At 31.5% G+C, this 21,230-nt stretch carries 12 protein-coding genes and 1 pseudogene; 1 reads left to right on the forward strand and 12 read right to left on the reverse strand.

Annotation, left to right across the window (positions count from 1 at the left end; all coding sequences use genetic code 11):
• Positions 1 to 17: 17 nt before the first annotated feature.
• The 5 genes from sprA to SJY34_RS09440 all read right to left on the reverse strand — a co-directional run bounded on the left by sprA (position 18) and on the right by SJY34_RS09440 (position 13,973).
• Entirely contained in the window at positions 18 to 7,319 is a 7,302-nt protein-coding gene (gene sprA, locus SJY34_RS09420; RefSeq protein ID WP_400075040.1) for a cell surface protein SprA, read from the reverse strand.
• Positions 7,319 to 7,900 carry a Holliday junction branch migration protein RuvA gene (gene ruvA / locus SJY34_RS09425; protein ID WP_400075041.1) on the reverse strand — a complete coding sequence of 194 codons (582 nt, stop codon included), beginning with the start codon at positions 7,898 to 7,900 and terminating at the stop codon, positions 7,319 to 7,321. Before ruvA ends, sprA begins: the two co-directional genes overlap by 1 nt.
• A 77-nt stretch (positions 7,901 to 7,977) precedes the next feature.
• Positions 7,978 to 10,260, reverse strand: a complete 2,283-nt coding sequence (locus SJY34_RS09430; RefSeq protein ID WP_400075043.1) for an NADP-dependent malic enzyme — start codon at positions 10,258 to 10,260, stop codon at positions 7,978 to 7,980.
• 60 nt (positions 10,261 to 10,320) lie between these two features.
• Positions 10,321 to 11,613 carry an HlyD family secretion protein gene (locus SJY34_RS09435; protein ID WP_400075045.1) on the reverse strand — a complete coding sequence of 431 codons (1,293 nt, stop codon included), beginning with the start codon at positions 11,611 to 11,613 and terminating at the stop codon, positions 10,321 to 10,323.
• 167 nt (positions 11,614 to 11,780) lie between these two features.
• Positions 11,781 to 13,973, reverse strand: coding sequence for a peptidase domain-containing ABC transporter (locus tag SJY34_RS09440; RefSeq protein WP_400075047.1), 2,193 nt, complete (start codon positions 13,971 to 13,973; stop codon positions 11,781 to 11,783).
• Between the two features lie 248 nt (positions 13,974 to 14,221).
• Between SJY34_RS09440 and SJY34_RS09445 the strand changes: the two are divergent.
• Positions 14,222 to 14,347 (forward strand): annotated as a pseudogene (locus SJY34_RS09445) (IS110 family transposase); the annotation flags it as partial.
• Between the two features lie 74 nt (positions 14,348 to 14,421).
• Here the strand turns inward: SJY34_RS09445 and SJY34_RS09450 are convergent.
• From SJY34_RS09450 to SJY34_RS09480, 7 genes are all read right to left on the reverse strand, one after another.
• On the reverse strand, positions 14,422 to 15,051 hold the full coding sequence (locus SJY34_RS09450) for a hypothetical protein (protein ID WP_400075049.1): 630 nt from the start codon (positions 15,049 to 15,051) through the stop codon (positions 14,422 to 14,424).
• A 5-nt stretch (positions 15,052 to 15,056) separates the two neighbouring features.
• Positions 15,057 to 15,662, reverse strand: a complete 606-nt coding sequence (locus SJY34_RS09455; protein ID WP_400075050.1) for an outer membrane beta-barrel protein — start codon at positions 15,660 to 15,662, stop codon at positions 15,057 to 15,059.
• A 58-nt stretch (positions 15,663 to 15,720) separates the two neighbouring features.
• Positions 15,721 to 16,380 carry a hypothetical protein gene (locus SJY34_RS09460; RefSeq protein ID WP_400075052.1) on the reverse strand — a complete coding sequence of 220 codons (660 nt, stop codon included), beginning with the start codon at positions 16,378 to 16,380 and terminating at the stop codon, positions 15,721 to 15,723.
• Between the two features lie 631 nt (positions 16,381 to 17,011).
• The gene (locus SJY34_RS09465) at positions 17,012 to 19,684 is read right to left on the reverse strand and encodes a carboxypeptidase-like regulatory domain-containing protein (RefSeq protein ID WP_400075054.1); all 2,673 of its coding nucleotides are present in this window, start codon (positions 19,682 to 19,684) and stop codon (positions 17,012 to 17,014) included.
• Positions 19,685 to 19,750: 66 nt separating this feature from the next.
• Positions 19,751 to 20,500 (reverse strand): GLPGLI family protein, encoded by a 750-nt coding sequence (locus SJY34_RS09470; RefSeq protein ID WP_400075055.1) that lies wholly within the window; start codon positions 20,498 to 20,500, stop codon positions 19,751 to 19,753.
• 63 nt (positions 20,501 to 20,563) lie between these two features.
• Positions 20,564 to 20,884: a hypothetical protein gene (locus SJY34_RS09475; RefSeq protein ID WP_400075057.1), complete on the reverse strand. Its 321-nt coding sequence runs from the start codon at positions 20,882 to 20,884 to the stop codon at positions 20,564 to 20,566.
• Between the two features lie 28 nt (positions 20,885 to 20,912).
• Positions 20,913 to 21,209, reverse strand: a complete 297-nt coding sequence (locus tag SJY34_RS09480; protein ID WP_400075059.1) for a hypothetical protein — start codon at positions 21,207 to 21,209, stop codon at positions 20,913 to 20,915.
• Between the last annotated feature and the right edge of the window lie 21 nt (positions 21,210 to 21,230).

The following is a 21,230-nucleotide window of genomic DNA, read 5'->3' on the forward strand; positions in this document are numbered from 1 at the left end:
ATTGCTTTCATTCAAAATTAATTTCCAAAATTATATCTTAATGTTATTCCTGATCTTAAAGAGGTTTGAGGGAATGACGTAGAAATCGCAAAATCTGAGAAGTTATAATCAAAATAGAAAATAGCAGCTAAGTTCTTGCTAAACGCATATTGCGCCGTATATTTTAGTCCCCAAATGGTCTGACCTGCTGTAATTTGGTTATTCTCTAAATCTAGATATCTTATAATAGTTTTGTTATCTCTTACAGAAATATCTGCTCGCATATCTAAATCACTTACGACAACTTGTTTGGCACCCGCAAGTTTAGAACGAATTCTTAAATCTTTAATACGATAACCTAAACCTAAAGTGTATTCTTTACCTTGTATTTCAGTCATTAAATTATTATCAAAACTTAATGATAACATTCTATCTGTTTTAACTTCGGCTAAGACTTTTACAGAGTTTTTCATTTCAAAGTCTAAACGAATTAATGGGCTAAACTGTTCTTCTAGATTAATATTGCTGTATAGTGTTTCGTTTTTGAGGTTTTCATTTGCATCTTGATTAATAGGATTTATTGACCCCAAACCGCTTGTAGAATTTATAACTAAATTATCTACACCTGTATCATAATCTAAATTGGTTCTAAATTGATTAATCGTATACCTAGATCTGTAACCATGTTGAATAGAAAAACGTCTGAATGTTTTCTTAAACCATGGGATTTTCATTAAGCCTGTATATTTTAATTGCCAATTTGGAATAGGAATATCTCTAAACGCACCAGTGCTCACTTTATCAGGATTAGAGCCTTGATAAGCTGATAGAAATGCTGGTAGTAATACGCGTTGACTGTTTTTCCCAAAACCTTCAGGATAACCATCTGTATCTAAGTTAAAAGGCGTAGACCCATAAAATTCTCTAGCTAAACGATTGGCTATTATTAATCTATTGGCTCTAAAATCATCAAAAGTTGCAGATTGATTTTCATCACTTCTACTAAATGCTGTTTTTATTAAGGCCGTTGATATGTTGAAATTACCGAATGAATTGGTTATTAATTCTCTATATTCATCACTGAGTCCATCATCATCAATATCCAGACCTCTGAAGTTCTCTGCAATGTTCTCAGCAAAGGTTCTATTACCAATTAAGTCAATTTTTAAATCTCTCATTGGTTCTATATTCACTGAATAATCAAGAGTCTTGTTCGTTACTTCAGTATATTGCTGATTAAACTCATCAAATGTTGTTAACCAACCATTTCTTGCCACCACATTTCTAATATCTCGTTGACCACCAAAAGTGTATCCAAAGGTTGGTCTTAACGTGCCAATAAAACCTGGAGTTGGCAAATAGCCTGGTAAGAATGTTCCATTATTCTCAGTATAACCAAATTGAATCCGTTTTACCATCGTAATAACGTCAATTAAAGTATTGTATGCTTTTTTACCTGTGCTTAACTTATTCGGATCTTTAGCTTGTTCATTCTTATTCTCTAATGCTGCTTTAGGTGCAGCTGAACGACTTTTTACCGCAGTATTTCTATTTCTACCACGCCTTTGATTTCCTTTCCTTACTAACCCTAAAGTTTTATATAAGGTTTCCATATTAAGGGTAGAATTAATATTGTGCGTATTGGAATTTTGAATAGAATGTCCTAGATCAAATGTATTAAACGTACCTGGGTTGTTCGGATCTTCTAACTGTAATCCTTCGTTTAAATCAGAACCTTTTTGCCACTGAAAAGCTCCATTATAAGCATATGTTGTTCTTAAAAAACTTAGTGCTGGTATTTTATATAAAGGTAGCTCGTAATTAACCTGAAGTTGTTGTGTCTGAAAATTAGGATCTCCTAAGTCAAAGAAACCATCCCAAACATTGAGTTCTGGGTCTTGTCTTCCATTTAAACGATCATCAATGAAATAATTTCGTACAATGTTAGTGTTGGCAGCTGTAAAATTTAAATTCAACGCATCTGTTAGGTTATAATTGATTACATATTGAAAATCGAAGGTATAATTCCTCCTAAATAATTCTTCAATACCAATATTATCTCCACCTAATTCTACTTCTCTAAATTTTTGCTTACTAAATTGCCTATTAATATCAGTGTTTATGGAGAAACTTGATGGCAACAAGTTAAAGTTGAAGTCTTTTAAAATCTTCCAATATTTGCCTGTAAATAAAGAATCATTCTTTTTAAAAGGCTCTACTCTCAATGGTTCAAATGCATAATTATAATTTACACCTGCTCTAATATTTTGGTCGAGCGCATTTTCAATTTCAAAATCGCGATGCTCAACTTTGTTATAAGAATAATTGAAAGTTAAATTTTCTACATCATAAAAACGTGGTTTAGCGTCACCTGTTCTTTGCTTTCTAACACCTATAAAGTTGATACTTTTTCTCTTAGTATAATTTTCATTTACATTAAGAATAGAATCTTGATTTATAGTATTATTAAGTTGCGTCTGTAACTCAATATCTTGATAATACTCATCGTATTCTGGGGTAATAATCTCTTCGCTTTGCGCATAGTTAAAAGGAATCTGAACACCCCATTTTTTTGGTAGTAACTGTCCTAGTTGTAAATTGGTAACTACATCGTATTGTTTTACATCCTCTCTGCTCCGCTCATTAGGTCCTTGCTCTATACCTCCAAAACCTATGGTACTTCGTCTTCCTGTAGCACTAACATTTGCAAAATCAGCAATATTAGTGTCCATACCCACTACAGCTGCCCAACCACCTTCATTTTCTAAATCAGACATTCGTAATTCGTTAAACCAAACTTCACCACAAGAATTAGCACTTGTAGTTCCTGAATTTTTAAGACCTACCATTAAGACCCTTATATCTCCAAAATTCGGATTTCCTTTTATAGCCACACGCTGTTGACCAATTGGTAAAGAAGAAAACTCTGGAACCGAATTTTCATTAAGTTGACCATCTACAACATTATAAAACGTTGCATCCTCATTTGCTAAAGTTTGGTCAAAAATTCCTTTAGACTTTATTTCCTGAAGAATTTCTAACGGAAGATTAATCTCATTCACATCTGGCCAAATTCGCTCTTCAATACTACCATTAGCTAAATCTGTTGGTAATAATGGTATTTCAACTTGATAATAGTTTTCAGTAAAATCATTACCCATTCTTATAAAAGCAATCAGTTCACCTTCTGCAAGGGTTTGTCCTTCTTGCGCTTCTGCATGTAAAAACATTCGTAGATTTTTATACTGACGCATATCTACGTTAATGTTTTTAAATACTCCTTTTGAATCGGTTGGTTCTAACTCACAAGCTTGCAATACTAATGACTGCTCATTTTGTCTAACTATGGTATTATTATTATTTAATTCTTCTCGTCTTACACCTGGTGGAATTACATAATCACCATCATTTTCTTGCACCCCTACAATAGCCACATTAAACTCTGCATTTGCGCTATTGTTTGTAGGATCGTTATCCAAATCTAATGTATAACGCCTCCAATCACTGCGCACTAAATCTAAACTTGCAAAACGAAGTGTCGTTTTTTGACTAAATTCTCTTAGATATAAACGGGCAAAACGTATTGATCTAATATCTGAAATACCACCAATAGCATTGGTTGGCTCATTAATAGGCAACCTAAATTGATACCAAGTCACTTCTCTTTGATCTCCGTTTGGCAATGTTACGTTTCTTACTTTAACATCATTAATTTGAGGGTTGTCAATGTTAAGGCTTGAAGGATTCATGTCCACTTCATATTCAAAATAACTATCAATGGTGTTCATTGTGTTATCTCTGTTGATGTCTTCAACATCTGGTTGGGTTGTAGACCCTCTATTTGTGTCGGTAAATACATCTGGTGTATTTCCTTCTAGACCATTATAGTTCTTATAGCGTTCAAAAACATCACCACTTGTATTTAAGTAATAAGTGTAATTATCCTTAGAAGGATCCTCACCATATTGAGTACCGAACTGTAAGATTTCTTCTGTATCATCGTAACCATCAAAACCAACATCTTGATTCGCTCTTTCTTCACCTGAAGTGCCAAACGTATATATCAAAGATTGATTTTGAGGTACAACACCTCCAAAAACTGTTGGGTTTAATATAGAGATATCACCATCTTCTGGTAAACCATTTTCATATTGCTTTTTACCATCTTTTAAAACATCTTCTGATATGTTACCAAGATTTACAAATAGTTTACCTCCTTGACTTGTTGGATCGTCTAAAAACGGGTCTTGCACCCAAAATTCTATATACTCAACATTGGCTTGTTCAAAATCCGTAGATGTAATTTGCCTTGTAATTCCTGCCCAAGTATTATCTGGGTTTAATGGTGCATCGTTAGCAGCATTTGGATCGAAATTATATGGTCCTCGTTCCGTTGGGTAATACGCTAAATCGAGAGTATTTACTACTGAGGTTTGTCCTTGTACAATATCTACTTGAGGAAATATTTCTTCTATAAATACACGCCTTGTATATAAATCAGAAACATCATCATCGGTAATACCATCTGGACGTTGATTACTAAAAAATATAGGATCAATAGTGTACCAGTTTAAAAAGGATCTACCATAACCACTCTCTATTCCTGGAGTTTCACTTCCTGGTATATTTCCGGGTAAATCTTTTGGGCGACTCGATAATGTCCAGGATAAGGGGCTTAATAAATCTATTGAACCTTGTGTACCCTCAAAATCGTCTATATAAGCTGTAGCTTCACCATCAAAATCAGCACCGTTTGGCGCTCCTGGTAATAAGTATGCAAATTCACCTCTAACCGAGAGATTAGAAGGTACATCTGTATCTATATTTGGTAATTTATTAGCTAACCGTGTTAAAAACGGAACTTCAGTAGAGTAGTTTCCGTTGAACCCAAAAATGGTATTATTTATAGGCTCAGAATTAAAATTTGCTTTCTGAGTTATTGGTCGTTCATTAAGATTTAATAATGTAGCACCCAATACAAAATTATCATTGAATTGATGCTCTATATTTACACCTGTAAAACGCCTAGTTTGTTGTCCGAAAACTGCATTATTCTCTACCGAAACATTAATTGGAGTATTTGATGCTTTTAAGGCTTCATCTAAAATTTCTACACGTCCTAAATTATAATCTACAGTATAATCAATACCTTCTACAAGTTGTCGGCCTCCAGCAGTTACTCTTACAGAACCTCTTGGCACATTAAAAGCTCCTAGTGGAATTCCGCCACCACCACCGTTACTTTTAAAACGTCCTTTAATTTGAAATTTGTTCTTCTCAGCTTCATCTAAAGCCTGTGTTTTAGTAGATTTATATAGTAAATCGTAAACATACTTTTCTTGATTGGCGTTAGTGTAAGTATCTTGCTCGTAATCTGTGGCATTGTTATTTGGATTGCCATCATCATCTAATACATCAAACAAATAACGACCAAAAGGCTCTGCTTTGGTAAAAACTATTTTACCATTTTGAGGGATTACAGTGATCATTGTTGGATTTGATACATAATCAAAGAAACCATCACCTCCTTCTTGTGGATCGTTATTAAAATTCAATCTATCTAAATGAAATAAACGAATTAATGGGGTTTCATTTATCTCAGTATCATCTGCAGTATTTGTTGGTGTGTTATTCTCAAAAGGAGGAAAAGATGTTCCCTCTACAGGTCTTATATAATTGACTGGTGAAGCTTCAGTATAAAATATATTTAATCTAAAATCTTCTTGACTTAATTGAAAAGCACCTGTGTCATAGATATTTTTCATCATTAAATCCCAAATTGGTTGTTCTACAGAAGTTACTGCACTTTTCAACATTTTTAAGACCAAACTCTGGTTACTAATCTCCTCATTCCCTCCATTATCGTTAATGGTTGTTGCATCTACACCATCGTTAGCGAACTCACCGACTTGATATACCTGACCTCCAACGGTATATTGAAAAGCTACCGCTAGCACTTCGTCATTAAGCAAGCGTTGGTTTAAGGAAATATATCCTAATTCTGAGTTTAAAACATACTCTTGACCTTCTCTTAGTTTTCTTGCAGCCTCGAGTTTACCATAATCAAAACCTTCGTTTACAGGAATGTTTATACCTGTTTCAACAATTGTTATATCTCTAACAGCATTATTCAACAGAGAACCTGCACCTCCAATATTAGTTGGATCAAAGTCATTATTTTCATTATCCGGCAGTGAACCTGAAGGGTTATTTACAAATCCAGCAGGTAAAGGATTAAGCCCTATGTTTTCTGCTTCAGACTCTCCTAAATCTTGAAATGCAATGATATTTCTAACATTATCCGTCTGATTATTTCTATTAGTTACCCAAACCTCAACTCTTGTAATTTGAAGCCCTTGATTATCTACAAAAGGATATTGCAATAAAGATTTATCATACGTATCTCTAAAATGATGTGCTAAAAAGAAGTGTCTATTCTCATCATAATCTCTTGCGAAAAACTCAAACTCCTCTAATGTTCCACCTCCTTGTGCAACAACAGATTTAGATTGTGATTGCTGTTCAGAAAATACCGCAGTTACTCTAGTCTTACCAAATTGCAACTCAGTTTTTACACCAAAGAGACTTTGGGCACCAGTTATCAAAGAACTGTTTAGCGGCATGTTAACATTACCAACCTCAATTTTGCGGATAATATCGTCTTCAGTCGGTGTATATTCTAATTTTACAAGCTGCTGAAAATCGAATGAAGCTTCCGTATCATATTGCGCTGTAACCTGAAGTCTTGTACCCACTTTACCCAATAAACTTAGACCAATTCTTTGGTCAAAATCAAATGTAAAATTAGAACGATTTCGAGGTGAAAATGATGGGTTATCCTGCCTAGAATATAAAATACCTAAATCAACGTCTACCGAACCTTGTGGCACTACATTAATGGTATTACCACCAAAAATCGTCTCAAATAAACCAGAATTGACATAAAATTCTGGCAACAAATTTTTCTGATCTTCTTCCGATCCATCTTTTTGACCAGCTGCAGCATCAGCCATTCTTTTGTAATATTCTTTCAATTTTTCTTGTAACACCAGTTTCTGAAATTCTTCAGGCGTAAGTATTAAAGGATAATTGATATCGAAGTTTCCTATCTTTTCGGTATAGATATAGCGATCTAAAATAGGGTCATAGGTATATTTTGAGACTATACTATTAGGGTTTGGCATTTTTAACTTCCCCAACGCAAATGTTGTTTTTGTAGAGTCTTGCTCTTGTTCAGTTTCTTGGGCATGCGACAAAGGACTTATTAGCATCATAAAAGCTAATATGCATGAGAAACCAAATGAGTAGCGTTGCGTATTGTTAGTTATATTCAATTGCATTATAAGTTTTTTAGAGCTTCTTTAATAATTTGCTCTACAAGTGCTTCTGGATGGTTTTTTAGAATTCGTTCAACAACTTTTTCCGATTGTTTTTTGTTAAATCCTAAAACATCTAAAGCAGATAACGCCTCATCTTTGTGAGTATTGCTCGGTATTAAAGAAAGTTCGTCTAGACCATAAACTTTTAACACTTTATCCTTTAAATCAATAATAACGCGCTGTGCTGTTTTTAGTCCAATTCCTTTTACACTTTGAATTAGTGCTACATCTTCACTAGCAATACCTTCCTTAACTTGGTCTGGAGTTAATGAGGATAGCATAGTGCGCGCTGTATTGGCACCTATACCACTTACAGAAATAAGTAATTTGAAAATTTCGCGTTCTGTTTTAGACGAAAAACCATAAAGACTATGCGAATCCTCCCTTACTTGGAGATATGTATAAAGTCTTAGATGTTCTCTATCTGGAATTTGAGAAAATGTATGAAGTGAAATATTAATAAAATACCCTACACCATTGCAATCTATTACAACATCAGTCGGATTTTTTTCAACAAGTTTGCCTTCTATATGTGTAATCATTTATTAACAAGGGTTAAAAAACCAAATGTAATAAAATTATTTACATTACAAGGTCAAGATAAACACTAAGACAGTAACTATTTCTTATGTTTTTTATCTCTTTCTTGCGCATCAATAACTGATATAGCTGTCATGTTTACTATTTCATCTACACTAGATCCTAATTGTAAAATATGAACCGGCTTCGCCATACCCATCATTATTGGCCCAATTGATTCTGCTTTATTAAGCTCTTTAAGTAGCTTATAAGTAATATTTGCCGAGTCTAAATTTGGAAAAATAAGGGTATTAACTTTTCGACCTGCTAATTTTGAAAACGGAAAAATATCTTGTAACATTTTTGAATTTAAAGCGAAATCTGCTTGCACTTCACCATCCACTATCATATCTGGATAGGCTTTGTGTAAATAGTCAACAGCTTCTCTTACTTTTTCTGCTCTCGGATTTTCTGAAGATCCAAAGTTAGAGTACGAAATCATTGCTGTAACTGGCTCAATTCCAAACATTTTAGAAACTCTGTAAGTCATACGAGCTATTCTTGCTAAGCCCTTGGCTGATGGCTCTATATTTATAGCAGTATCACTAAGAAACATAGGTCCACGTTGTGTCATCATCACATTGGTGGTGGCAATTCTAGAGACTCCTTCTGCCATTCCTATAAGCTCTAACATCGGCTTCACTACCGATGGATAGCTACGCGAATAGCCTGTAATAACTGTATCTGCATCTCCCATATTCACCATCATTGCAGCATAATAGTTACGCTCTCTCATTTTCTTTTCCGCAGAATAGATAGTAACACCTTGTCTTTTACGTTTTTCCCAATAGGCTCTGGCATATCTATTTTTGCGCTCGGTTTCTTCATCAGTCTTAGGGTCTATAATTGGTACATCTGCATCAAATTCAATTTCTTCCATCAAACTAATTATAGTTTCTCGCCTTCCCAAAAGGATTGGATGTGCTATACCTTCATCATGTGCAATTTGAGCCGCTTTCAAAACATCAAGTTGGTCCGCTTCCGCAAAAACAACACGCTTAGGATTAGTTCTAGCTCTACCAATTAATTGACGAACTAATTTATTATCTGAACCAAGGCGCTCTAATAAATTGTTCTTATAACGCTCCCAATCTTCGATTGGCTCTTTTGCCACACCACTTTCCATAGCTGCTTTTGCAACTGCTGGTGGCACTTCTGCAATTAATCTTGGATCGAAAGGTTTTGGAATAATATAATCTTTACCAAATGTAAGTCGTGTCTCGTTGTAGGCAAGATTAACTTGTTCTGGCACTGGCTCTTTAGCTAGTCTTGACAAAGCTTTAACTGCTGCCATTTTCATGGCTTCGTTAATCTTTGTGGCCCTTACATCTAAAGCTCCTCTAAAAATAAATGGGAATCCCAATACATTATTTACTTGGTTAGGATGATCGCTTCGACCAGTGGCCATAATGATATCATCTCTTGTATCTACAGCCAACTGGTAATTGATTTCAGGATTTGGATTTGCCATGGCGAACACAATGGGATTATCTGCCATAGATTTTAACATTTCTGGCGACACAATATCTGCCATAGATAAACCAATAAATACATCAGCATTTTGCATGGCTTCATCTAATGTATCGATTTTACGATGTGTAGCAAATTCTGCCTTTTGGGAGGTGAGATGCTCTCTATCATCTCTAATTACTCCTTTACTATCGAGCATTACAATATTTTCGCGCTTAGCACCGAAGGCTTGATAGAGTCTTGTACATGAAATTGCAGCTGCTCCAGCTCCACTGACAACTATTCTAACTTCATCTATTTTCTTTTCGGCTAATTCTATGGCATTTAATAATGCTGCTGCCGAGATTATTGCTGTACCATGTTGATCATCGTGCATCACAGGAATATCTAACTCTTCCTTTAAACGACGTTCTATTTCAAAAGCTTCTGGTGCTTTTATATCTTCAAGATTTATACCACCAAATGTCGGAGCAATATGTTTTACTGTTTCAATAAATGCATCGACATCTTCAGTATCAACTTCGATATCAAATACATCGATATCCGCAAAAATTTTAAAGAGTAATCCTTTTCCTTCCATTACTGGTTTGGAAGCTTCTGGACCAATATTTCCTAGTCCTAAAACGGCAGTTCCATTAGAAATTACTGCTACCAAATTACCTTTAGCTGTATACTTGTATACGTTATTAACGTCTTTTTCAATTTCTAAACAGGGTTCGGCTACTCCAGGTGAATAGGCCAAAGACAAATCGCGTTGCGATGCATACTTTTTCGTTGGTACTACTTTTATTTTACCAGGAGTTGGCTTGGCGTGATATACTAATGCCTCTATACGCTTGCTCTGTTTACTCATATTCTAAATGGATTAAGCGACAAAGATACGCAATGATGATAATAAATTGTTATCGAAAACTTAACGTTTCACAATTTCCCTAAACTGATAGAAGAAACGCTCAATAAGTCGTAAATCTTCTGTTATAATCTCGGCAGAGCCTGGCATCTCTTGCTTAAAGTCTATTTCTTTATTATAAGATGTGATTAATTTTTTTGGTAATTCTACATCAACAAAATATAAACCTTCTTTATCTGGAATGAGTGATATGTTTTTTACTTTGCCATTCAAAACTCCAAACTCAGTATCTGGGTAATTTTCTAATTTTACATTTACGTTTTGCCCAACTTTAATTTTACCAGAATTTTGGGCAGGTGTTTTAAGTTTTGCTAGAAATGATGAATTTTCAATGGGTATAATCGTAAACACCAAATCTCCTTGGTTTACAGTTTGATTACTATTCCAGAAATTTAAAAAAGACACATTGCCATTTATATCAGACTTTAGCACATACAACTGTTCCCAGTCTTTAATGGCATTTTTTAGTTGATTAAATGATTGAATGACATTTTTAAGTAAGGTCATTTCTTCCTTCGTTCTATTTATTTCAGTACCCTTTGAAGTCATATTTGCTCTGCCGATAGCTTCTCTTATTTGCGAAATGGATGATTCAAAGTTTTTATAATTACGTTCTGCCTGTGCATACTGCAATTGCTTATTTTCGTATTCTTGCGCGGAAATAACACCTTTTTCAAACAGTATTTTTTGTCGATTTAAGTCATTTTGGGTAAATTCTAGTTCAGTTTCGTTAATTTTTCGTTGCGCTTTTAAACTTTTTAAACGTCTGTTTAATTCTGAAATGGAATAACGATTCGCCAATGCTTCGTTAGAAAAAGGCTCGAGATCTTTGTTTAGTTTATATTGAATATAACTGTTTTCGAATAACGCAAATTGCGCTTCTATATCACCTAAAAATAATACTGGTAAACTATCTACCGGAAATTCAAATGATTTACTGTTTACTGTTATGTTATCAATAACAGATTTTAGTGTATAAACATCTTTGTAATTGGCTGTATTTTCTAATATTGCTAATGGTTGGTTACGCTCAACACTTTGGTTATCATTAACTAAAATAGCATCTAACTTTCCTGTTATTTTAGCATATTCTTTTTGTGGTGGAATTTGAGTGGTTATAACTGCTTCGGAAAGAATAATATCCGGATATTTTACAAACCAAGACAAAAATAGTAGCATTAATATTAATGATAAAAACAAAACATTTCCCCAGCGTATCATCCAATGCGGTACCTTGGTAAGTATTTCTTGTACTTCTTCGCTGCGAAGCTCTATGTTATCTAATTCATTTTCCATAAGCCCATCCTAGCCTTCCCAGAGGGAAGGAACTCTTACTCGGTTGCAATTATTGTTTGTATTCATAATTCGTTTTCATATTTTTTGACTGGTTAAAATTTTGTTTTTTCCACTCTGCTTACGCCACTTTTTCCTTCCCTCTGGGAAGGCTAGGATGGGCTGCTTTTTTATTTCCCCAATTCTAATTGATTCTTAACCAAATTAAAGTAGTTTCCTTTTTGCTTTACCAAAGCCTCATGATTTCCTACTTCAACAATTTTACCTTTATCTAATACCACAATCTGGTGTGCATTTTTCACGGTGCTTAATCTATGAGCAATAACAACTACGGTTTTATCTTCAAAAAAGGTATTCAATTTTTCCATAATCACTTTTTCATTATTGGCATCTAATGCAGACGTTGCCTCATCAAAAAATAAGAAATTAGGATTTTTATAAACTGCTCTAGCAATTAACAGTCTTTGCTTTTGCCCTGTACTGACACCAACACCTTCCATACCTATTTTGGTATTATATGATAATGGCAACGTTTCTATAAACTCTTTTATATTGGCAACATCAACCGCATGTGCTAGCTTCTTTTTATCTACATAATCTTCTCCGACTGCAATATTATTAGCAATGGTATCATTAAATATATAACCTTCTTGCATTACCACTCCACATTGGTGTCTCCATGTTTTTTGTGATACGTTTTGCAAATCATAACTACCTATCTTTATTTGTCCCTTGTTTGGGTCATAAAATTTTAGAAGTAATTTCATTAAGGTGGTTTTACCGCTTCCGCTAACTCCTACAATAGCAGTAACTTTTTTAGCAGGAATGGTTAAATCCAAATCCTTCAATACCATTTGGTCTGACCCAATATAGCGAAACGATACTTTTGAAAGTTCTAAATTAGAATCTAATGAAACATCAGTTAGCTTCTCAGTATCTTGCTGTTCTTCGTCTTCTTTGTTATGAATTTCTGATAAACGGTCTAAGGATATTTTTGCATCTTGGACTTCTCTTATAAAATTGATAAGCTGTGCTATCGGTGAGTTTAATTGCCCAACAATATAACTAATAGCTAACATCATACCTAGAGTAATATCACCATCGATAACCAATTTTGCAGATAATACGGTAATTAAAATATTCTTAACCTCATTAATAAAACCAGAACCCACACTTTGGTATTGTTCTAAAGCTAAACCCTCAATAGATACTTTAAATAAACGTGCTTGCACAAACTCCCAAGACCACCGTTTTTGCTTTTCTGCATTATGTAATTTTATTTCTTGCATACCATTAATAAGCTCAATTACTTTGCTTTGTTCTTGACTCACTTCAGAAAAGCGCTTGTAGTCTAAATCTCTGCGTTTTTTAAGAAAAATGATAATCCATAAAAAATAGAGAAAACTGCCTAAAAGAAATATGCCAAAGAGCATTAGATTATAATATGCCAATACAAAACTAAACACCAACAAATTCACCATTGAAAACAATACGTTGAGTGACGATGTAGTTAAGATTCGTTCAATACGCTTATGATCATTGATACGTTGTAAAATGTCCCCAGTCATACGCGTATCAAAGAAGGCTATTGGCAAATTCATTAATTTAATAAAGAAGTCTGAAACTAAGGATATATTAATGCGTGTACTTAGATGTAATAATATCCAACTTCTTATGACCTCAATAGCTGTTCTTCCAACAAATAATGCTAATTGAGCAAATAGAATTAAGTAAATAAAATGAATGTCTTGGTTTTTAATTCCAACATCTACAACACTTTGGGTCAAAAAAGGAAATATAAGTTGTAATAAACTGGCCGCAATTAACCCAATGACTAATTGCCATAAAAAGTGTTTGTATTTAAATAGGTATTTGGATAGAAAGGCAAAACCAAAACTTTGTTTGTCTTGGTCAAAATCTGAGTTGTAGAATTTTGCTGTTGGCTCTAATAATAAGGCTATTCCCTCTTCGGTCTGGTCTGTAGCATTATTACCAATCCAATGTTTTAAGAACTCTTCTTTAGTGTATTTTAATAAGCCGTATGCTGGGTCAGAAATATAAAAGACTTCCTTTTTTATTTTGTAAAGTACTGCATAATGATTTTTGTTCCAATGTAAAATACAAGGTAATGGCACTTCAAATAAACGTTCTAAAGTTAGTTTTACACCTAGACTCCTTAACCCCAATTTTTCAGCCGCTTCACTTAGACCTAGGAGACTACTTCCAATACGGGTTGTTTCACTAATTGCACGCAGCTGTTGAATAGCGATTGTTTTTTTATAAAGCTTAGCAATTATTTTTAAACAAGTTGGTCCGCAGTCTTTAGCATCTTTTTGTTTATAAAATGGAAATTTTTTAGTCATTTTTTATTACCAGTTCTTGTATTCCATAATATTCAATAGACTTATTTTTTAATGGATTAGTACCTCACTCGCACCATTCATTAGTGTATGGACTGTAGCTGCATTTCAGTGGTTTAGAATAATCCTCTTACAGTTTTTACTTATAAGCTGTACAAATATATCTAAACTCACAATCTTTACAAACATCTATTTGGTCTTTGGTAATGTTCCAATATTTTTTAAAATCCTTATGATTTAGGGTGTAAGAATGCCGTGATCTTTATGAACAAATAGTAACCAAAGGTAAGAGCAAAAAACTAGCATTAATAACATTGTGTAACAAATTGCTAAAACCAGCTTTTGCAATAGCAAAATCTGGGTTGATATATGACTGAGAATATAAAAGTACGCTAGTGAAAAATTAATGAGATTTTACTTGTTTTTTAACTCAATACTTTGTTGTACCATGTTATTTGTCGTCATACCATTCAAAGATATTTGTATAATTTTCATCTCTTAAAAAAATATCAGCTGGAAAATATTCTAATGTATCTCTATTAAGAAAAGTAGAATGTAAGCCTAGAAGTTTTTTTTTATTTTTATTAAATATAAATTTAGTGGAATCTAATTTTCTTAAAACTTCGATGACTAATTCCGAACAATATAATTTATTGTCCTTTTTTCCAATAAAAGATATGTCAAACTTATATGATTGGTTATCAAAAATATTTAATATCTTCTTTAACTTTGTTAATTCTTCTGTGTTTATATTTTTAATTTTCCATATTCCTTTATAATTAATTTTTTCACTATTACCATAGAAAAATTTTAATGATGATTTTTCTATATGATTTGATTTATCGGAGTTAACTATATGATGAATATAAAACTCACCATCATAACTAACTCCAATACCAACATGAGATATACCTTTATGAAATAAATTATAATTTTTTGAAATATAACCTTGTTTGGTTTCTGTACCTCTAAAAAAAAGATAAGCACAATTACTTTTTAATTGACTTTTATTAAAGTCTTTGTTTTTTGTGGTGCAATAAAAAAATAAAAGACAAACAACAAGAATTAATTTTCTATCCATAAATGTTAAAGTTGAATTCCTATTCCAAAACTTATTCCATAGAGGTTTTTAATTTTTATTTCATTATTTTCTTTCTTGTAGTTTTGAATTAAATCAGATTGTGTATTTATACTAATTTTAAAATTAATAAAATCGTTGATTTTTTGTGATAAGCCAAATCCAAAATTTAATCCGAAATTACTGCCTAAATTACTGCCAGACTCAGACAGTAAATCACTATCTGTTCTGTTTTTGGTCAATAGACTGCCATATAAACCGAAATCAACAAAAATGCTTGTGTTTGCATTTCGATTAGATGTGTATCTATAATTTATCGGTATTTTTACAAATGTATTTTGTGAATGAAAATGAGAATTGTTAGAATGAAAATCATAGTAAATATTTTGGAATTCAATACCAACTAACAATGATGAATTTTTTTTAAATAAAAACTCTTTTCCAATGTTGTTTGCAAATACAAATCCATTATAAGTTCCAAGGTTTTTAATTTCAATTTGAGTAAAACCAATGTTTGCATTTGCAAACCAATCACCATTTTCTTTATTATTTTCTTGCGCATTCGAAAATGAGAAAATAAATATTGTTAATATAAATAAAAATTTTATTTTCATAATTAGAATATTTAAAACCTCAAACATCCTAAAGGTGTTTGAGGTTTTTGTTGTGTTTTTATTTACCAGCTGTACCAATTATTAAACCAATAATTCCACCTGCTATACCACAAGGTAATCCACAAATTGCACTTCCAGCAGTAGCTCCAACAATTGCAAATCCAACGCCACACGCTGAAGAAGGACAAGGAACATCGGTTTTTTGAAGACTATTTGAGTTGTTATTAAGATATTCAATAGCAATTTCATTGCTGAAAGTTAATATTTCCTTTTCTGTAATATCTAATTGATTAAAACCTGGAATTGAATTTAAGTCATTTACAACTTCTCCTCTTGAAATTTCTACCAATTTATTTTTAGTTAGTGAAGTATAAGTTGTTTGATTTATAGCGAATTCAACATCTTCTTGAGTTGCAACACTAATACTTTTTAAAATTTGATTTACACTTTGAACAGTCACAGAACCAGCTTCTAAACCAATTTTTTCTAAATGTTGGTCAATTTGTTGTTGATTTAGTTCTGTTGATTTTGCTAATGTATTATTAAAATCTTGTTCTAATAAGTTGTAAGAATCAATTACAAATTTTGATTCTTTCTTAAAATCTTTACTATTAAAATCTTCTGACTTTGTTTCTTCAGAAGAACAACTAACGAAAATTAATGTTAGTGAAAAAATTAAAATAAATTTTTGTAAAATGTTAGTTTTTAAATGTTTCATTGTTTTAAAATTTTAAATTATTAATAAATATTTCTTTATTTGGACGGTCAGTCCTAACTTAACCGTTGTTGGTTTTAATGCGGTACAACAGGTATTGTTAATAAAAAACGTCTCGCTAGATGTAAATCCTATATCTTGTATGCTGTTCTTCTTAATAATAGCCACTTATATAATCATCTCTATTAGCGTCAACCGCAATTTTTTCGATTGTAATTACCTACTCTTTAATTTGGCTTTTCAGTTTCCGCCAGAAAAAGTTGCAACTTATTTCTCTTTCAAAGCAAGTAATAATTAATTGATAATCAAAGCTAAGTAACTCTAGATTCATAAATATCGAGCCTCTATTCATAAATATCTACTATCAAATTTTATGTCAAACACTTTAGTGTTATAAAATTTAAACAGAAACAACCCTTATTATGCTTTGTTTATTAAAACAATCTTGCTTCACTTAAATCTAAAAGACTACTTTCTACACTTTTAGTTTAATATATAGTTCGGAGTTTTTGAATAGATATCGTTTTTTGTCTAACCCAGCAATTATCTTTAAGCTAGTTCGACTACAATCATTTAAATGTCTTTTTTGTAATGTAGGAATGTCAATTATTTATTCTTAAACTCAAGTCACTAGTTAAAATCTATATTCTAGTTTTAGAATTGCAAATCTTGGTAATAGTCTGTATTCGGTTGTTGACGAACCAATATCGCTAATCGATAGATTTCTAAATTTTTCTGTATTAAAAAGATTTTTTCCTGTAAGACCAATTGTTAACTTATCTTTTACCAGTCTGTATCTTGCATCAAAATCTAAGAAATAGTAAGTGTTATCAGCCTCAAGGTTTCCAAAATGGTAACGTTCTGATTGTAACTGAATGTCAAATTTTTCATTGAAAATAAAAGATAAATCCAAAAAACTAGTATTATTTGTAAAGGAATTATTTATTGTGGTTTCTATTTCTGTACTCATCCATTTTGTTCCAATATGATAGTTGAAAACACCTTTAAAGCCAGAACGCAACTCTAAACCATAATTGTAATTATTTGAAGTTACTACTCTTAAATTCGAAGTATTTACAATATTCTTAAACTCACTTTTAGTAAACCCTAAATCTAACTTTAAGTTGGCAGATATAAAATTGAAGTAATAATCCAATTTAGAATTGACACTTACAAACTCTCTGTCCTTAATAAGTATCTTCTCTGTCTGTGTGAAGTTTTGTTCTACTGATGTATTTGTAGAAAAGAAGTCATGATTTTTAGTATATAAAATAAATGTATTAGCAAAAAAACGATCACTCCAATTACCAAGCTGATAATTAAAAATCACACTTGAAGCGTTAAGTTGATTAAAGTCACCTGTTCCTTTTGAAAAGGAACGAAAACCAGTTAGTACAAAATTACTATACAGGTCCAAAGTCTTTGCATTTGTAGTATTATGAGAGTAAGAAGAGGTAATCTTATTTTTGTCATTTAATTTCCAATCAAACCCAAAACTTGGATTTATAAAAAAAGGACTTTGATAACTTAATGAACTATTATTATCTAAACTATTAAAAAGTTGATGTACATCTAATTTACCTACAAGACTGAAATGTTTGATTCTTAATCGATATTTACTTTTAAAATATAAATCATTAACCTGATAATTAGTTTGGTTTTGATAATCGCTAGGTTGCTCTAAAAGCGAATTATCTTCTAAAACAGAAAATATTGTCTTTAATTTATCCTTTCTAAACTCGTTCCCTAATTGTAATTCTAATAAATGACCATTAGATTTTCTATGCAATAGGTGAGCATTTATTCCTGCAAATTGCATTCGATTATCGCTTTGCTGACCAACGTTATTTGCAGTTGTATTTATCGGGAACAAATCTTGATAAAAGAACTTATTAATACTATAATATTGTGGTGTTTTTTCATCTATAAAACGACCTGTTAAAAGAAATACTTTTTTGGATTCAAATTTATTTGTATAACTTATTTTTTGGTCAAAAAGAGTATTTAGTTGTTGCAGATTTTCAATTGTGGAATTACCATTGAACACTAAATTAGAGATATCATTAAAATCACCATTGTTATATTTAGTTGTAGTTTCTAGGATCTTAGTTTTTGAAATATTATATATAAAATCTAGTTTACCAAAAGCTGTTTTCTTTTCGTTTTTTAGCTGGTACTCTTCTGTGTTAGTGAAGTTTGTACCATTAGTATCAACAAAATCAATAGAATTTTTAAAAAAATCAATCTCATCCCAATTAAAAAAGCCCAGTGTTTTTATTTTCAACTTTTTAGCAGGATTGAATATAGCATTTAGAGATACGAGTTCAGCATTATTAAAATTAGTTCTACTTTTTTTAAAATTAAGATTGTTTGGAGATAAATTTAATAATGAGTTAACACTTTGATTGTCTCCAATACTTGCTGGTTCATTCATCCGAAAAGGACGAACTAAGCTTTCAATATCGCCTGTGGCATCATAACCTATACTATTTAAATTAGTTAAGAAATAATACTTATTTCTTTTCCCGAAGTTCATTAAATTTCCTCGAAACTCATATCTATTCTTAAAACTGTATCCTGCTTTTATATTACCGAACCATATACGCTTGGCATCTTCCTTTAACTTTAGGTTAAGTGCCACTTTATTACTATTCTCTATGTTTTTTAATAACCTGTTATTAGAATAACGTTTTAAAATCTCTACTTCTTCAATAGGATATGCAGGCATATTTTTAGACAGTATTTTATAGCCTTTTTCAAAAAAATCATCACCATCAAGCATTAATTTTTCTATTTCTTGATTGCCAATTTTTATAGTACCTTCTGAATCTATATTTAGTCCTGGTATTCTTTTTAGTAAATCTTCTACAGTAACTTCATTTCCTTTTATAAAGTATTTAGTCTTAAAGGTAATAGTATCTTTTTTTATGGATATTGGTTTTTCTGATTGAATAAAAACTTCATCTAACTCTAAAAGTTTTTCTTTTAGGGTTATGTCTATTATATTCTCTTTATTAGAATCAACTAACTTAATGGTAATTGTTTTACTCTCAAAACCTAAAGAAGAATACGTTACATTAAATACTCCAGATTTTGGAATTTCTATAATATATTGTCCATTATCATCTGTATGCGTATAGGCTACAACATGAGATGACGAATCTTTTTTTATTAGGATATTTACTAGAGGGATAGGGTTTTTATTTTTGTCTGTTAATAACCCTGAAAGTTTTGATTGAGAAAAACCAATCATTGAGAGCAAAAAGATAAGCAAAAATTGTATTCTTCTAGCGTATAAATTTATCATTAAGACCTTTTACTTTTGGTGATTTTTTTCAAATATTAACTTATGGGCACTAATCCACCAACGCAATTAATTATAGTCTTTTTCTAAGTGAGTACTATTTATACTATTTACCTTTACAACAGCACCTCTCGGTAACTTAGATTTTAATTTTTCTATATAATCATTTATTTCATTACGCTTAAAATCTACATATTCTTTAAATGTAATTTCTGTGCCTTGATTAGGAATGTTAATTTCTTTGAAAGAATTAAATTCAATAAAACTTAATTGAAATTTAATTGATTTATCTGATGTCTCAACTTCAACAATTAAGCCAGGAAGCCCATAAAATTTCCAAGGACCAAAAGGTGTCGCTATTTCTGTTGTATACCAAACATTATAATCTCTTCCTCTAAATTTAAGAGTAGCAAAATTGCAAGTAAATTTGCCTATCTTTTTTGATTCATTTTTGAGTTCCCATTTATAATCAGGTATAGTTTCTTCAACAATAACTTCTTTGAATTCACTTTTTTCATAAATGATATCTCTAAAAGTAATCAACTGATTCTCTATGTGATACTGTTTACCAATACTATCATTTGGTTCGACTTTAAAATTAATAGTATCTTCATCATCTATAAAAAGAGTGTCCTTCGCTTTGTCTTTTATCAAAAACTCTGAAAAAGCTTTATTCTTACTAATAAATAAATTTACAATCTGTTCGTCACCCTTATTAAGATTATAAAATGAATAAACGGCATGTATATTTCTATTTACTTGACTATAAACTGAATTAAAACTTACAAACAGTATAATAATAATTACTTTTTTTATCATAATTAAGTCATTTTAAATTGGGCACTAATAATTTTTATTAATGCCCAATTTGTATTTAATAATTTACTCTTCCATTGCCCTAATGCCAGTTTGCAGCAAAAAACAACCTACCCTTGTAACATCGTGAATAGTAATTTCCACATCTACTTCAACACCATCAAACGTACCGGTAATTCGAATTACACAATCTACTTTAGCTTCGCTTACTGCTTTTGATGACTCATCAATAACGTTCTCTACATTTAAAAACGAATTTGTTTCTATCTTTTTTGAATTTTCATATTCGCCATTAATTATATCCGTGGCAAAACTATGTTCTAAATTTTTTGCACTTAAAAAAGAACAAAAAAATAAAGCTCCTGTAATAATAAATATTTTTTTCATCTGAACTTATAAATTTTAATTAATTATTTTATTCTTCTGCCAATTCTTTAAGTAAAGCTATAGTATCCTTAATACAACTTCCAGAATCACTAGTAAATGTTATATCAAGATCAACTTCTTGCCCGTTAATTGTTCCTTTAATCGTTACATGACATTGTTTAAACTCATCCATTTCTCCAATTAAGATTACATCAACCGCATTTACAGTATCAATAATTTTAACTTCAGATTTGACTTCAGAGGTAATATTACGTTCAAATGTATTAGTAGCAAAAGAAAGGCTACTAACTAATAGAAACGCTAACGTAAAAAATAAATTTTTCATAATAAAAATAATTTAATCATA

The organism is Winogradskyella sp. R77965 (genome assembly GCF_044594915.1).
Taxonomy (GTDB): domain Bacteria; phylum Bacteroidota; class Bacteroidia; order Flavobacteriales; family Flavobacteriaceae; genus Winogradskyella.

Bases quoted from the DNA above. Each gene is read 5' to 3' on its own strand.
- sprA (WP_400075040.1), bottom strand. From the start codon at position 7,319: ATGCAATTGAATATAACTAACAATACGCAACGCTACTCATTTGGTTTC.
- ruvA (WP_400075041.1), bottom strand. From the start codon at position 7,900: ATGATTACACATATAGAAGGCAAACTTGTTGAAAAAAATCCGACTGAT.
- SJY34_RS09430 (WP_400075043.1), bottom strand. From the start codon at position 10,260: ATGAGTAAACAGAGCAAGCGTATAGAGGCATTAGTATATCACGCCAAG.
- SJY34_RS09435 (WP_400075045.1), bottom strand. From the start codon at position 11,613: ATGGAAAATGAATTAGATAACATAGAGCTTCGCAGCGAAGAAGTACAA.
- SJY34_RS09440 (WP_400075047.1), bottom strand. From the start codon at position 13,973: ATGACTAAAAAATTTCCATTTTATAAACAAAAAGATGCTAAAGACTGC.
- SJY34_RS09450 (WP_400075049.1), bottom strand. From the start codon at position 15,051: ATGGATAGAAAATTAATTCTTGTTGTTTGTCTTTTATTTTTTTATTGC.
- SJY34_RS09455 (WP_400075050.1), bottom strand. From the start codon at position 15,662: ATGAAAATAAAATTTTTATTTATATTAACAATATTTATTTTCTCATTT.
- SJY34_RS09460 (WP_400075052.1), bottom strand. From the start codon at position 16,380: ATGAAACATTTAAAAACTAACATTTTACAAAAATTTATTTTAATTTTT.
- SJY34_RS09465 (WP_400075054.1), bottom strand. From the start codon at position 19,684: ATGATAAATTTATACGCTAGAAGAATACAATTTTTGCTTATCTTTTTG.
- SJY34_RS09470 (WP_400075055.1), bottom strand. From the start codon at position 20,500: ATGATAAAAAAAGTAATTATTATTATACTGTTTGTAAGTTTTAATTCA.
- SJY34_RS09475 (WP_400075057.1), bottom strand. From the start codon at position 20,884: ATGAAAAAAATATTTATTATTACAGGAGCTTTATTTTTTTGTTCTTTT.
- SJY34_RS09480 (WP_400075059.1), bottom strand. From the start codon at position 21,209: ATGAAAAATTTATTTTTTACGTTAGCGTTTCTATTAGTTAGTAGCCTT.